This is a genomic window from uncultured Allobosea sp. (assembly GCF_945957345.1).
Classification (GTDB): Bacteria; Pseudomonadota; Alphaproteobacteria; order Rhizobiales; family Beijerinckiaceae; genus Allobosea.
This window is the reverse complement of record NZ_CAMFKW010000078.1, coordinates 1-14,230: the sequence shown is the minus strand read 5'-3', so window position 1 is coordinate 14,230 and position 14,230 is coordinate 1. Positions and strand designations below refer to the sequence as shown.

Genomic DNA, 14,230 nt, shown 5'->3' with positions numbered 1-14,230 from the left:
GGAGATGACGGCATCGATTCCCCATCCCTACCCGTCCCAGGCGGTCGAGCCCTTCGTCTTCGGGGCGCGCAAGGGCAATGCGCTGGGCGAGCATCTCGCCCTGGCGATCACCCCTCGGGCGAAGCCTAACGAACTGATCGGCATGATCAGCGCGCACAAGCAGGCGACCGGCGTGCCCTTCATCGGCTACTGGCTCGGCACCCCGCATTGGGGCAAGGGCTACGCCACCGAGGCAGTGCAGGGCCTGATCGACAGCCTGTTCTCGCTGATCGATCTGCCGGCGATCGAGGCGGATACCCGCGTCATCAACCCGGCCTCGCGGCGGGTGCTGGAGAAGTCCGGCTTCCGGTCCGAGGGCTCGTTCCTCAAGTCGCTGCCGGCACGTGGCGGGCTGTTCCCCTGCGAGCAGTTCCGGCTCGACCGCTCGACCTGGGCGGCGTTGAAGAGCTGGAGCGCAAGTGGCTGGGCTCATGCACCCGAGCTGGAGCCGGAGGAGGAGCCTGCGCGCGGCCAGCCGGCGCAGAGCATCCCGCCGCGCCGCCAGCAGGAGCAGGCCGAGCCCTGCCCGGCTTGATCGGGCAGGCCCTTCGCACCGACGCACTACCACAGGGTGACGGTCACCGACCGCCTCCCTCTTTTACTGTGGAGACGATGGCGTTCGTTAAAATGCGAACGAAGTTAGTCATACCCGGTGAAACCCCCGGTTGGTAGCCGTTGCGCACTCTGAACAAAGCGGAGTGTGCCTTGTGAAACGTAAGACGACGCGGATTCGAGAATTTCTAAGTTCTTCTTTGGTGGCTCAGGCTTTTGCCGGCTGTTTCGTTGCAACCCATATCCCGATCATTTCCATCGCAGCCTATGTCGCATCTGGCGCGGCGATCAGCGCGCAAGCCGTCCTGCTGATCATTCTCTTGGCGACGATCGCCGGGACCGCCTTTGCTTTCGTCGTGATGCGCCATCTCTTGCTGCCGGTCGGTGATCTCGCTCGCGGGCTGAAGAGCTACCGGCTCGAAAGCCACATTCCCCGCCTCGTCAAGCAACGCGACGACGATCTCGGCCGCCTGACCGACGAGGTGCGTGCGCTGATCAACAGCCTCGAGGAGAAGCTCAGCCGCCTGAAGCGCCAAGCCTTCTCGGACACGCTGACCGGCCTGGGCAACCGCCGCTGGCTGGCCGAGGTGGTCAGTTCCGAAATCGCACGTTCGCGCCGCGAACAAAAACCGCTCTCCGTGATCGTGCTCGATATCGACCATTTCAAGCGCATCAACGACGCGTTCGGCCATGACACCGGAGACGAGGTCCTCGTCGCCATCGCCGAAACCGCCAAGCGCGTGCTGCGCCCCTATGACCTCGTGGCGCGGTTGGGCGGAGAGGAATTCTGCGCCTTCCTGCCAGGCACCAATCTCAAGGAGGCCATGCTGATCGCCGAGCGCTTGCGGGAAGCGATCGCCGCCTTGCAGATCGAGACGTTGCGAGGCCGGCATGTCACCGCGAGCTTCGGCGTGCATGAAGGAAATATCGCGCGCGAGCACTTCAAGGACATGCTGCGCATCGCCGACGACTACCTCTACCAGGCCAAGGGCGGCGGCCGGAATCAGGTCCAGACCATTGAGGCCCAGCCTGCCGTGATGCAGACGGCGGCGCCGGACTAAGGCCCGAGCGACCTCTGATGATACGAAGAGGGCGGCCTTGCGGGCCGCCCTTGTTGTTAGCTCACTTCACGAACGTGCCGTGCAGCTCGTCATCGATATGCACGCGAATGATCTCCTCGAAATTCGCCTCGGACTTAAAGCCGAGCGCCAGCGCGCGCTGCGGGTTGAAGTTGCGCGGCCAGCCGGCGACGATCCCGTCGATCACCGGATCGGGCACGCGCTTGATCCGCTTCACGACATTCTCGCCGGCGACCTTGCGCAGCGCCTCGATCTGCTCGGCGACGGTGCAGGAATAGCCCGGCATGGTCAGCGCCCGGCGCGGGCCGATCGCGGCGGTATCCATCGTCGCGGCATGGATCAGGAAACCGACCGCCGAGCGCGGGCTGGCGTGCCAATGGCGCACCTGGTCGGAAACCGGCAGCACCGCTTCCTCGCCATTCAGCGGCTCGCGGATGATGTTGGAGAAAAAGCCGGAAGCCGCCTTGTTCGGCTTGCCCGGCCGCACGCAGATCGTGGGCAGGCGGATGCCGACGCCGTCGAAGAAGCCGCGCCGCGAATAGTCGCAAAGCAGCAGCTCGCCGATCGCCTTCTGCGTGCCGTAGCTCGTCAGCGGCGTGGTGAAGAACTCGTCCTCGATCTTGTCGTGGAACGGCGCGCCGAACACCGCAATCGAGGAGGTGAAGACCACGCGCGGCTTGTAGCCACCCGCCGCCTTGCGGATCGCCTCGAAAAGGTAGCGCGTGCCGTCGAGATTGATGCGGTAGCCCTTGTCGAAATCGGCCTCGGCCTCGCCGGAGACGATCGCCGCAAGATGGACGATGAGCTCGGGCTTCGCCGCGATCAGCTTCTCGGCCTCGCCGGGGAGCGATAGATCGGAGACCACCGCCTCCAAATCGAAGGGCGCGGCCGGCGGCGGCGAAGCGACGACGACGTCCTGTGCCGTCACGCGCGTCACCGGCTTGCCGCCGAGATTGCCGTCGCGCGCCAGCCGCTCGATGAACTTGCGCCCGACCATGCCGGCGCCGCCGAGAACGAGAATATGCATCGGATCTGTCCTGAACGTTCGGGTTATGCGCTTCAACGCGCGTCGACTTGAAAGAAGAATTGCGGCGTCATCCCGGGCTTGACCCGGGATCCATGCCGGAACGCTTCCGATCCAGCTTCAGGCATGGATCCCGAATCTCCGCTTCGCTCCGTCCGGGATGACGCGCCGTAGCAGATTTCAGAGGGCGAAGCCGCCATCCGCCAGATGGATCTGGCCGGTGGTGTAGCTCGACTCGTCCGCCGCGAGATAAACCGCGAGCGCCGCGATCTCCTCGGCCGTGCCGAGCCGGCCCATCGGCTGCCGATCGATAAAGGCCTGCCTTGCGGCGGCCTCGGTCGTCTTGGTCGCCTGGGCGAGGTCCTTGATGCGCTGGTCGAGCGAGGGCGACTGGATCGTGCCGGGGCAGATCGCGTTCGCGCGCACGCCCTTCTTGATGTAGTCGGCCGCGACCGCCTTGGTCAGGCCGATCACCGCCGCCTTGGTCGCGCCATAGGCATAGCGGTTCGGAATGCCCCGCACCGAGCCGGCGCCCGACGCAATGTTGACGATCGAGCCCGAACCCTTCGCCAGCATGCCCGGCAGGAAGGCCTGGATCGTGCGGTGCATCGACTTGACGTTGAGGTCGAAGGAGAAATCCCAGGCCTTGTCGTCGGTGTCGAGCACCGTGCCGTGATGGACGAAGCCGGCGGCGTTGACGAGGATGTCGATCGGGCCGACCTTCTCGGCGAAGGCATTGACCGCCTTGGACGAGAGCACGTCGAGCTTGCGCTTCTTCGCCTTCGGAATGCCCTCCAGCAGCGCGACATCCTTGTCGGTCGCCCAGACGGTGGCACCTTCCGCGACGAAGGCCTCGGCGATGGCCCGGCCGATCCCCTGCCCCGCGGCGGTGACGACCGCAACCTTGCCCTTCAAACGTCCTGCCATGCTCGTTTCCTTTTATCAGCCGGCTTTTGCAAAGGTCTTGCGCATATGGGTCAGCCGCCGGTCGGCCATGTCCTCATGATGCGTGATGGTGAAGCCCAGCCGCTCGTACCAGCCGATGCGCTGGGTCAGCTTGGCATGCGTGTAGAGATGGACCGAAGCATAGCCGAGCGCCTGCGCCCGCTCATCGGCGAAACCCATCAGGGCCGCCCCGAGCCTGCGTCCGCCGGCCTCTGGGGAGACGGCCACGCTCCAGATCGTGAAATCCTCAGGCTCGATATCGAGCACCAGCGCAGCTTCCAGCTCGCCGCCCTCGCCTTCCGCAAGCCAGACCTCATGCTCGGCAACGACCTGCGTGTAATCGGCGATGCGCGGCAGCGAGGGCACGCCGATGATGCTCTCGTTCGGCGTATAGGCAGCGTTCTTCAGGGCCAGGATCGCCGGGATGTCGGCCAGCCCGGCCCGCCGGAGCGGAACGGCGCCCGCCTGCCCCGCGATCTGGTTGAAGGCGCCCAACGCGAGCTTCTGCCGGCCTTGCGCGTCGAAATTCGAGGGCGCGAGCCAGCGGCGGAAAGCCTGGGCGCGCACCGGCCATTCCTCGTCGAGGATCGAGAACCAGGCGGTGTCGCGATTGGCGCCCTTCACCACCATGTGCTGGCGGAACAGGCCCTCGAACTGGAAGCCGAAGCGCAAGGCGGCGCGCTTGGAAGGCTCGTTCAGGTTGTTGCATTTCCACTCGTAGCGGCGATAGCCGAGCGAGAAGCCGTAATCGCCGACGAGATAGATCGCCTCGGTCGCCGCGCGTGTCCGCTGCAGCGCCGGCGAATAGGTGATCCAGCCAACCTCGAAGACGCCGTGTTCAGGCCTGATCTCCATGATCCAGAGATGGCCCTTTGCCTTGCCGTCGGCCTTGTCGATCACCGCCAGCGGAACGATACCGGTCTTGGCGACCATGCTATCGAGCAGCGCGCGATATGTTTCCTTGTTCTTCGGCGGCGCGGCCGGCAGCCAGTCCCAGACGCTGTCTCGCGCGATATCGCAGGCCCAGATGTCGTCGATATGCTTGGCGACATCCAGCGGCTCCAGCCGGCAGTACTGGCCTTCCAGGACCTTGGCCGGAGGAAAGGGCGGCGCTTTCCAATCTTCCGGGACGGTGGACTGAGCGGGCGGCGCGATCGGCGGCATCATGGCTTGGTCATCTCCTGCCAGCCGGCGAGATCGGCGGTGACGGTCCAGCTTGTGCCCAACTCCTCGCGGATAGCCTCGACGATGGCCGCTCCCTCCGCCTCCCAGGCCCGTTGCTCGACAGCGTCGGGAAAGCGCGAACGCGCCTCGTCATCCTCTTCATAGATCGCGTCGAACGTATCCATCCAGGCTTCCAGCCGATCCGCGAGATCATCGGACAAGCCGGCGTCCTCGGCGTCGATCGCCTTGCGCCGGCCCTTCGCGTCGATCGTCCAGAGGCCGCTGCGGCCGAGCCAGGCCGGGGCGATCAGGAGCGTACCGCTCATGAGCGCTCCGCGAGGTCTTTGGTGAAGAACGGATTCAGCGGGGCCGAGGCGCCGTTGCCGGCAAAGCCCTTGAAACTGCCCTCCTCGGCGATCAGGCGCGTCGCCTCGATGAAGGCGGCCCAGGCCGCCCGCGCCAGCGCCCCGCCAATCGAGATGCGCCGCGTCCCTGTCGCCGCGACATCCGCAACCGACAGACCGAAATCGCCATAGATCAGCGTGTTCACCGGCTTGCCACCGGCGGCTTTGACGATGGCCGCGATATCGGCCGGGGTCTTCGGGCCGGGCGCGTAGAGCACGTCGGCGCCGGCGGCGGCATAGGCTTCGATCCGCCGCACGGATTCCTTCAGCGGCTCGGCATGGCCGGTCAGGAAGCATTCGGCGCGCGCCGTCAGCACGACGCCGGAGCCGGTCTCGTCGATCGCCTTACGCGCCGCCTTGATCCGCTCGACCGCCAGCTCGAAGGGGTAAAGCGGCTCGTCCTGGCGCCCGGTCGCGTCCTCGATCGAGAGGCCGGCTACTCCGGTCGCGACGCAGAGCTTGACGTTGGCAGCGACACCGTCAGGCGTATCGGCATAGCCGTTCTCGAAATCGGCATTGACCGGCAGGTCGGGCACCGCCTTCACGATCTCCGCGATATGGCCCAGCATCATGTCGCGCGGCACGTCCTGGTCGGCGCGCCCCTGCGTGAAGGCATAGCCCGCGCTGGTCGTCGCCAGCGCCTTGAAGCCCTGCCCGCGCAGCCAGCGGGCCGAGCCGAAATCCCAAGGGTTGGGCATCACGAAGCAGCCGGCCTCGTGGAGCTTGCGGAAGGCTTCGACCTGAGGGCTCTGTGCCATGATTTAAATCGTTTCAAATGGAAGCGGGGCGAATAGCTGCCATAGTGTCGAGGGTCGTCCCGTTTGTCAGCCCCGTTGGGCGCGCGTCGCGCAGCGAACGCCGATGCGCGGGCGGAATGGCGTGGGGAGTGGCGTTGGCGAAAGCGGGGGTGGAAGCGCACCGACGGAGCGCCATGAAGAGTGTCATCCCGCACGCTCTGCGGCATGCAATGCCGCTGCGCGGATGCGGGATCGTACGACGGGAAGGCGCCCATCGCCGCGCTCGAGAATGCGCCTTTTCCGGGTGACTGTCCCGTGTCTGCGCCGCGGCATTGGCATGCCGCAGCGCGCACGGGATGACACCCTTTCAGAAGCGCTTCACCTCAGTGATTATCGCGCGGAATGCCGAACTTCTTGTGGATCTTCTGGTACTTGACCGCCGGCTTGAGGACCATGCCCTCGGAGAGTTCGTCGACGATCTTGCGCTGGATCTCCTGCCAGGGCGTCTGGCTCTTCGGATACTTGTAGCCGCCGGCCGCCTTGAACGCCGCCTTGCGCTCGGCCAGCTCCGCATCCGAGATCATGATGTTCGCCGTACGCTTCTTCAGGTCGATGCGGACCTTGTCGCCGGTCTTGAGCATGGCGAGGCCGCCGCCGGTCGCCGCTTCCGGCGAAGCGTTGAGGATCGAGGGCGAGCCCGAGGTGCCGGACTGGCGGCCGTCGCCGACGCAAGCCAGCGCGGTGACCCCCTTCTTGATAAGGTAGTCCGGCGGCCGCATGTTCACGACCTCGGCTGCGCCCGGATACCCGATCGGGCCGACGCCGCGGATGAACAGGATGCAGTGCTCGTCGATGGCGAGCGCCGGATCGTCGATGCGGTGGTGGTAATCCTCCGGCCCGTCGAAGACGATGGCGCGCCCCTCGAAGGCCATCGGGTCCTTCGGGTTCTCCAGATAGCGCTTGCGGAATTCCGGCGTGATCACGCTGGTCTTCATGATCGCGGAATCGAACAGATTGCCGGAGAGGTTGAGGAAGCCCGACTGCGCCTTCATCGGCTGGTCGTAGCTCTTGATCACCTCGCGGGCGATCGAGAAGGCGCCCTTGCAGTTCTCTTCGAGCGTCTTGCCGTTGGCGGTGATCGCGGGCTTGAGCTTGCCCTTCTCGATCAGCTCCGCGATCACGGCGGGCAGGCCGCCGGCGCGATAGTAGTCCTCGCCGAGATATTCGCCGGCCGGCTGCAGGTTGACCAGCAGCGGAATCTCGTAGCCGATCTTGGTCCAGTCCTCGTTGTCGAGCTTGACGCCGATATGCTTGGCGATGGCATTGACATGGACGGGCGCATTGGTCGAACCGCCGATCGCCGAGTTGATGACGATGGTGTTCTCGAACGCCTCGCGCGTCAGGATCTTCGAGGGGATCAGGTTCTCCCAGACCATCTCGACGATGCGCTTGCCCGTGAGATAGGCCATCTCGTAGCGGTCGCGATAGGGCGCGGGGATCGCGGCGGCGCCGGGCAGCGTCATGCCCATGGCCTCGGCCAGCGAGTTCATCGTGGAGGCCGTGCCCATCGTGTTGCAGTGGCCGGCCGAGGGCGCGGACGAAGCGACCAGATCGACGAAGCCCTTATAGTCGATCTCGCCAGCCGCCATCATCTGGCGAGCCTTCCAGACGATCGTACCGGAGCCCGTGCGCTCGCCGCGGAACGAGCCGTTCAGCATCGGCCCGCCGGGCAGCGCGATTGCGGGGATATCGACCGTCGCGGCCGCCATGATCTGGGCCGGCGTAGTCTTGTCGCAGCCGGTCGTCAGCACGACGCCGTCGAGCGGATAGCCGTAGAGGATCTCGACCAGCGAGAGATATTGCAGGTTGCGGTCGAGCGCGGCGGTCGGCCGCTTGCAGGTTTCCTGGATCGGATGGATCGGGAATTCGAAGGGCACGCCGCCCATCTCGCGGATGCCGTCGCGGACGCGCGAGGCCAGCTCGATATGGTGGCGGTTGCAGGGCGCGATGTCGGAGCCGGTCTGGGCGATGCCGATGATCGGCCGGCCCGACTGCAGCTCCTCCCGCGACAGGCCGAAATTCATGGTGCGCTCGATATAGAGCGCAGTCATGTCGGCATTGTCGGGATTGTCGAACCACGCCTTCGAGCGCAACTGCTCGGGCTTGATGCGCCGAACGGGCTTCTTGCCGGGTGCCTTGGCCATCCTCGTTTCCTCTCGTTCGGCGCGGCGCTGGCGGCCGCTTGCCGATCTCACATTCAAACGATTTGAGACTAGCCATCATGCCCATCGCCTGCGGCTCGGCAAGGCCCAATCTGGCTGATAGTCATACTATTTAATCATGCTGTATGCAGCATGCAACAATCCTGCGATGCGCCGCCCGCGCTTGCCAGCCGTGTCGGTTTGGCGCCAAGACAGGGTGAGCCGGCCGCCACGCCAGAGCCCGAGGAAACGCGCCATGACCCTTCACGTCGTCCCCTCCTTCTCCCGCATCGGCGAGGAGAACGCCTTCGCGGTGCTGGCGCGCGCCACCGAATTGCAACGCCAGGGCAAGGACATCATCAATCTCGGCATCGGCCAGCCGGATTTCTCGACGCCGGATCACATCGTCGAGGCCGCGGTGAAGGCGCTGCGCGACGGCCATCACGGCTATACCCCGGCCAATGGCATCCTGCCGCTGCGCGAGGCGGTCGCCGCCGACCTGCACAAGCGCTTTTCCGTCGAGGTCTCGCCCGAGAGCGTGATGATCGTGCCCGGCGGCAAGGTCACCATGTTCATGGCGATTCTGATGTTCGGCGAACCCGGCGCCGAAATCCTCTATCCGGATCCCGGTTTCCCGATCTACCGCTCGATGATCGAATACACCGGCGCGACACCGATCCCGGTGCCGATCCGCGAGGAAAACGGCTTCGCCTTCTCGGCCGAGGAGACGCTGGCGCTGATCACGCCGAAGACCCGCCTGCTCATCATCAACTCGCCGGCGAACCCGACCGGCGGCGTCACGCCCAAGGCCGAGATCGACAAGCTCGTCGCGGGCCTCGAGAAGTTCCCCGATGTCGCCGTGATGTCGGACGAGATCTACGACCAGATGGTCTATGACGGCGAGAAGCATGTCTGCCTGCTGAGCTATCCCGAGATCCGCGACCGGCTGATCCTGCTCAACGGCTGGTCGAAGACCTATGCGATGACCGGCTGGCGCCTCGGCTACTCGGTCTGGCCGAAGCCGCTGCTCGACAATGCCCGCAAGCTCGCGGTGAACTCGCATTCCTGCGTCAACGCCCCCGCGCAATGGGCGGGACTTGCGGCACTGACCGGCCCGCAGGACGCCGTGCATATGATGCTGGCGGAATTCGACCGCCGCCGGAAGGCGGTGGTCAAGGGCCTGAACGGCCTGCCCGGCGTTTCCTGCATCGAACCCCGCGGCGCCTTCTACGCCTTCCCGAACGTCTCGCAGACCGGCTGGAAGGCGAAGAAGCTGGCCTCGGCCCTGCTGGAGGAAACCGGCGTCGCCACCATCGGCGGCCCCGATTTCGGCGTCCATGGCGAGGGCTATATCCGCCTCTCCTACGCCAATTCGCTGGAGAATATCGAGAGGGCGCTGGAGCGGATGAAGACCTTCCTCAGCAACGCGAAGGCGGCCTGACCATGATCACCTGCTACCTGCGCTACATCATCGATCCCCATAAGCTCGAAGCCTTCGAGGCCTATGGCAAGCTCTGGATCCGTCTGGTCGAGAAGTTCGGCGGCAAGCACCACGGCTATTTCATGCCGTCGGAGGGCGTGTCGAACGTCGCGCTGGCGATGTTCAGCTTTCCCTCGCTCGCGGCCTACGAGGACTACCGCAAGCGCTCCTTCAATGATCGCGAATGCCAGGCGGCCTTCGCGATGAACGAGAAGGAACGCTTCATCATCAGCTATGAGCGCTCTTTCTTCCGGCCGGTTTTCGAGGACGACCAGGGCGTCAAGCGCGCGCCCTGAAGCGGCGCTTCAGTTCCGCGCGGCGCTGGCGGTCACGCCGGGATCGACCTTGAAGCTCGAGGCCTCGATCACGGCCGTGCCGATCATCGTCTTCACGGAGATGCGCACCGGCACCATCACATCGGTGCCGGCGATGGGCGCGAGCCAGGTCGTGATGTCGCGATTCTCGGCCATGAATTTGGTGCTGGGCCGGAGGGCGCGGTGGCCGGCAATCGGCACATAGCGCGCCTGGCAGATCGAGACCGGGCCGCTATAGCCTTCCAGCTTCACGTTGCGGGTGCCGGCGCTTGACAGCTTGATGTCGTAGCGCGCCGCGCCGTCGAAGATCGGCAGCGTGCGATTGCAGGCGGCATCCTTGCCCTTGCCGGTAACCGGCATCAGGAAGGCGCTGAGCGGATCGACGATATTGCGCTTGTGGCTCTCGTTGAGCGGCACGCGATCGGGCTTCTCGTCGATCGGCGGCTCGATATCGATGCCGGCGACGCTGCCCTCGGCCAAGGCCATCCGGACGGTGCGGCTCTCACTGGAATTGGCGGAGCTCACCGCGAAGGTCTTCGGCGCAAGCCTGCCGCCGACGAGCGCGCCCGTCGCCGCGCCGGAGCCGCGCCCACCCGTAACGCCGCCGGCTATCCCCGTGAGCTTGGCGGTCATGTCGAGCTTGTAGCCGGAATTATCGATTCCACCGCTGAGGCTCGCCGTGCCCAAGGTGATTCCCAGGAGCGAAACGTCATAGCGCGCGTCGAGCGAGGCGGCATCGGCACCCGCGCCCCAACAGGCAGCGAGGGCAAGGCCTGCGAGGGACGATGCGGCGGCGGACTTCATCCATTGTCTCCGGAACGGCGCGATCCTGCGCGGAATGCCCTCTGAATCGGCCCGAATCGTGACCGTCTTCCCCGCGCGGCGAAGCGACGGCCGGTTGAAGCATCGGACCCCGATCTTTACACCCCGTTAACGCTGAAGGCCATGTGAACGGCTTGCCGGAGTTTTCCTTGACGAAGCCTACGCCCTTGGCTATGGAACCCCCGACTTCAAATTGACTTCCGGTGCTCGCCGGCACGTCGCGTGTCGGTTTTTTTATTTGAGCGCCCCCGGGAACGTAAGGAACGATAACATGGCCCGCCGTTGCGAACTGACCGGGAAAGCCACCCTCACCGGCCACCTCGTCAGCCACTCGAACCGCAAGACGAAGACCGTCTTCCGTCCGAACCTCGTGAACGTCACGCTGCAGTCGGACGCGCTCGGCCGTTCGGTGCGCCTGCGCGTTTCGGCCAACGCCCTGCGTTCGGTCGAGCATCGCGGCGGCCTCGACGCCTTCCTGCTCAAGGCTGCGGCCGGCGACCTTTCGACGGGCGCCCTCTCGCTGAAGCGCGACCTTGAGAAGAAGCTCGCCGCCAACTGAGCGGCAAATCTTTTCAAGACCGGCACTCCTTCCGGGTTTGAATGAAGCGGCCGCAAGGCCGCTTTTTTCGTTTGGGCTTGGCCCAGCCGTCATGCTCCCCCTTGTGGCGAGCATCCACGTCTTGAACACCGCACTGCTTGGATGAAGACGTGGATGGCCGGGACAAGCCCGACCATGACGCTCTACTGGATCAGCTCGAACTCCAGCAGCAGCGTGCGCTGGAGGAACGAGAAATTGTCGTCCGAAATCAGGGTGAGGATCGTGCGTCCCTGCTCCTGATGGACCGATAGCCCCTCCATGTTATCGATCTCGAAACCCATATCGGCCTCGATCAGGTGCGGCCCATCGACCAGCGCACCCGGCCGGATGTCTCGCCCGGCGATTCGCCTCATCCGCATGCCGACGCCGCGCAGCGGCTGATACCAGCGCTCCAGCACCAGCATGTCGCCTGAGGGCAGGAAGGCGAGGTCGGTGATGTCGTAGCCATCATGGCGAGCGAGCTTGAACAGGCCGGGCTGCGGCCCGCCGAGAATGGCGCCGAGCGTCGACTCGTCTGCTTTGCCCGATCGCTCCGCGATCGCGACCAGCGCCCCCTTCAGCGGCCCCGCAGGCATGACGCCGAGCGCTTCCAGCCCACGATTGCTCGGCAGGCGCTTGATCTCGGGCGGTACGAGCACGGCCCGCGCACGCGCCTCGATGCCGTCGCGCGCCCAATCGAAACGGGCGATCTCGTGCTTGCGCTCGATCCCGATATGGGCGACGCCCTCATGGATGCAGAGGCTCTCGACGTCGAACAGCCCCGAGCGGGCAAGCGGCCGACCGGAAGCACCGAGAATAGCGGCCATCTCTCCGCCTTCGAGGCCGGAGAGCTTGCCGTCGCTATAGGCGACCCTCGCCGTCAGCCAATAGCCGCGATCCGTCACCGAGACGAGATCGCGGCCGCCATTCAATCGTGCGAGGCCCGAAAACCCGCCGAAGCGCGGATGGCCGGACGAGAGCACGAGCCCGCTGCGGAATTGTAAGGCCCCGAAACGGCGCTGCTCCGGCCGGCGCGGCTCGAAGGCGGAAAGCGGCCGAGCCGAAATCCCGACGGGGAAGCGCGTCTGCTCCGCCGCCCGCACCGCGCCCGGCAAAGCGAGCGCACCGAGACCTGCCAGCGCGGCGCGGCGCGTGACTCGCATCAATGCCCGCGGCGCTTGGAGCCGGAGCCCGCAGGCCCGTCCTCTTCGAACAGCTCGGCGAGCTTTTCTGTCATCACCCCGCCCAGCTCCTCGGCATCGACGATGGTGACGGCGCGGCGATAGTAGCGCGTCACGTCATGGCCGATGCCGATGGCGATCAGCTCGACCGGCGAGCGCGTCTCGATCTCGGCGATGACATGGCGCAGATGCCGTTCGAGATAGTTGCCGGCATTGACCGAGAGGGTGGAATCGTCGACCGGCGCGCCGTCCGAGATCACCATCAGGATTTTGCGCTGCTCGGGCCGGCCGAGAATGCGCTTATGCGCCCAATCCAGCGCCTCGCCGTCGATATTCTCCTTGAGCAGCCCCTCGCGCATCATCAGGCCGAGATTCTTGCGCGCGCGCCGCCAGGGCGCATCGGCCGCCTTGTAGATGATGTGGCGGAGATCGTTGAGGCGGCCGGGATTGGCCGGCTTGCCCGATTGCAGCCAGGCCTCGCGAGACAACCCGCCCTTCCAGGCGCGCGTCGTGAAGCCGAGCAACTCGACCTTGACGCCGCAACGTTCCAGCGTCCGGGCCAGAATGTCGGCGCAAGTCGCTGCGACCGTGATCGGCCGGCCGCGCATCGAGCCTGAATTGTCGATCAGCAGCGTGACGACCGTATCGCGGAAATTCGTGTCCGATTCCTGCCGGAAGGAGAGCGGCTGGAACGGGTCGAGGATGATGCGCGGCAGGCGGGCCGGATCGAGCGCGCCTTCCTCCAGGTCGAATTCCCAGGTCCGGTTCTGCTGCGCCATCAGGCGCCGCTGCAAGCGGTTGGCGAGGCGCGCGACCACACCCTGGAGATGAGCGAGCTGCTTGTCGAGATAGGCGCGCAGGCGCGTCAGCTCCTCGGCGTCGCAGAGCTCCTCGGCCGTGACGACCTCGTCGAACTTCTGGGTATAGGCCTTGTAATCGGTCTGCGGCCGCTCGTTGCCGCGGCTCTCGCGCGGACGCGGCGCCTCGCCGGCCTCCTCGGATTCGGAGTTCTCGTCCTCCTCCTCCCAGTCGCCGGCCGGCGCGTCGGTCGCCTCGGAGGCGCCCTCCTGCAGTTCCTCGGTCGCGTCCTCGCTGACCTCGACCTCGGAGCGGTCAGCGCCACTCTCCTGCTCGGATTCGCCTTCCTGCTGCTGCTGGTCCTCGGAGGACTGGTCCTGGTTGTCCTCGTCCTCGTCGGATTCGTCGCCCTGCGCGCTCTGCTCGGCCATGTCGAGCGCGGCCAGCATGTCGCGCACCGTGCGGGCGAAGCCGCGCTGGTCCTCGATCGCCTTGGTGAGTCGGTCGAGTTCCGAGCCGGCCTTGGCCTCGATCTGCTCGCGCCAGAGCTCGACGACCTTCTCGGCCGCCTTGGGCGGCTTCAGGCCTGTCAGACGCTCGCGCACCATCAAGGCCAGCGCATCCTCCAGCGGCGCGTCGGCCCGGTCAGTGATTTCCTCGTAGCGTCCGCCGCGATGATAGCGGTCCTCCAGCATCGCCGTGATGTTGCCGGCCATGCCGGACATCCGCCGCGCGCCGATCGATTCGACGCGGGCCTGCTCGACCGCATCGAACACAGCGCGCGCCGCATCGCCCTCGGGCGCGGCGCGACGGTGGATCGCAGCATCATGGCAGGCGAGCCGAAGCGCCATCGAATCAGCATGGCCGCGCAGGATCGCGACATCGCCGGGGCTGAGCTTGCGCGGCGGCTCGG

The 14,230-nt window shown here is 65.9% G+C and carries 14 protein-coding genes; 5 read left to right on the top strand and 9 right to left on the bottom strand.

Annotated elements, in window-relative coordinates; all coding sequences use genetic code 11:
* On the top strand, positions 1-574 hold a 574-nt coding region (locus Q0Q36_RS23780; protein ID WP_293802158.1), incomplete at its 5' end, for a GNAT family N-acetyltransferase.
* 220 nt (positions 575-794) lie between these two features.
* Complete coding sequence (locus Q0Q36_RS23775; RefSeq protein ID WP_293802156.1) at positions 795-1,652, top strand: GGDEF domain-containing protein; 858 nt, start codon at positions 795-797, stop codon at positions 1,650-1,652.
* A gap of 61 nt (positions 1,653-1,713) precedes the next feature.
* On the opposite strand, the gene denD is transcribed toward Q0Q36_RS23775, so the two are convergent.
* From denD to Q0Q36_RS23745, 6 genes are all read right to left on the bottom strand, one after another.
* Positions 1,714-2,697, bottom strand: a complete 984-nt coding sequence (gene denD, locus Q0Q36_RS23770; protein WP_293802154.1) for a D-erythronate dehydrogenase — start codon at positions 2,695-2,697, stop codon at positions 1,714-1,716.
* 177 nt (positions 2,698-2,874) lie between these two features.
* Positions 2,875-3,621 carry an SDR family oxidoreductase gene (locus tag Q0Q36_RS23765; RefSeq protein WP_293802152.1) on the bottom strand — a complete coding sequence of 249 codons (747 nt, stop codon included), beginning with the start codon at positions 3,619-3,621 and terminating at the stop codon, positions 2,875-2,877.
* Positions 3,622-3,636: 15 nt separating this feature from the next.
* The gene (locus tag Q0Q36_RS23760) at positions 3,637-4,806 is read right to left on the bottom strand and encodes a GNAT family N-acetyltransferase (protein ID WP_293802150.1); all 1,170 of its coding nucleotides are present in this window, start codon (positions 4,804-4,806) and stop codon (positions 3,637-3,639) included.
* The gene (locus Q0Q36_RS23755; RefSeq protein ID WP_293802148.1) at positions 4,803-5,129 is read right to left on the bottom strand and encodes a hypothetical protein; all 327 of its coding nucleotides are present in this window, start codon (positions 5,127-5,129) and stop codon (positions 4,803-4,805) included. Before Q0Q36_RS23755 ends, Q0Q36_RS23760 begins: the two co-directional genes overlap by 4 nt.
* Positions 5,126-5,965 carry an isocitrate lyase/phosphoenolpyruvate mutase family protein gene (locus Q0Q36_RS23750; protein ID WP_293802147.1) on the bottom strand — a complete coding sequence of 280 codons (840 nt, stop codon included), beginning with the start codon at positions 5,963-5,965 and terminating at the stop codon, positions 5,126-5,128. Before Q0Q36_RS23750 ends, Q0Q36_RS23755 begins: the two co-directional genes overlap by 4 nt.
* A gap of 362 nt (positions 5,966-6,327) precedes the next feature.
* Entirely contained in the window at positions 6,328-8,148 is a 1,821-nt protein-coding gene (locus Q0Q36_RS23745) for an IlvD/Edd family dehydratase (RefSeq protein ID WP_293802145.1), read from the bottom strand.
* Between the two features lie 253 nt (positions 8,149-8,401).
* Here Q0Q36_RS23745 and Q0Q36_RS23740 point away from each other — a divergent pair, with 253 nt between their 5' ends.
* Both Q0Q36_RS23740 and Q0Q36_RS23735 read left to right on the top strand, forming a co-directional pair.
* Entirely contained in the window at positions 8,402-9,586 is a 1,185-nt protein-coding gene (locus tag Q0Q36_RS23740) for a pyridoxal phosphate-dependent aminotransferase (protein ID WP_293802143.1), read from the top strand.
* Positions 9,587-9,588: 2 nt separating this feature from the next.
* Positions 9,589-9,921: an NIPSNAP family protein gene (locus Q0Q36_RS23735; protein ID WP_293802141.1), complete on the top strand. Its 333-nt coding sequence runs from the start codon at positions 9,589-9,591 to the stop codon at positions 9,919-9,921.
* Positions 9,922-9,930: 9 nt separating this feature from the next.
* Here Q0Q36_RS23735 and Q0Q36_RS23730 read toward each other — a convergent pair whose 3' ends face one another.
* On the bottom strand, positions 9,931-10,743 hold the full coding sequence (locus Q0Q36_RS23730; protein WP_293802139.1) for a DUF3108 domain-containing protein: 813 nt from the start codon (positions 10,741-10,743) through the stop codon (positions 9,931-9,933).
* 289 nt (positions 10,744-11,032) lie between these two features.
* Here Q0Q36_RS23730 and rpmB point away from each other — a divergent pair, with 289 nt between their 5' ends.
* The gene (rpmB, locus tag Q0Q36_RS23725; protein ID WP_293802138.1) at positions 11,033-11,320 is read left to right on the top strand and encodes a 50S ribosomal protein L28; all 288 of its coding nucleotides are present in this window, start codon (positions 11,033-11,035) and stop codon (positions 11,318-11,320) included.
* Between the two features lie 182 nt (positions 11,321-11,502).
* Here the strand turns inward: rpmB and Q0Q36_RS23720 are convergent, their stop codons facing one another.
* Together Q0Q36_RS23720 and cobT are read right to left on the bottom strand one after the other, a co-directional pair.
* The gene (locus Q0Q36_RS23720) at positions 11,503-12,501 is read right to left on the bottom strand and encodes an esterase-like activity of phytase family protein (RefSeq protein WP_293802136.1); all 999 of its coding nucleotides are present in this window, start codon (positions 12,499-12,501) and stop codon (positions 11,503-11,505) included.
* Positions 12,501-14,230 (bottom strand): cobaltochelatase subunit CobT (cobT, locus tag Q0Q36_RS23715; protein WP_293802134.1); only part of this gene is annotated, 1,730 nt, incomplete at its 5' end. The genes Q0Q36_RS23720 and cobT, both read right to left, overlap by 1 nt.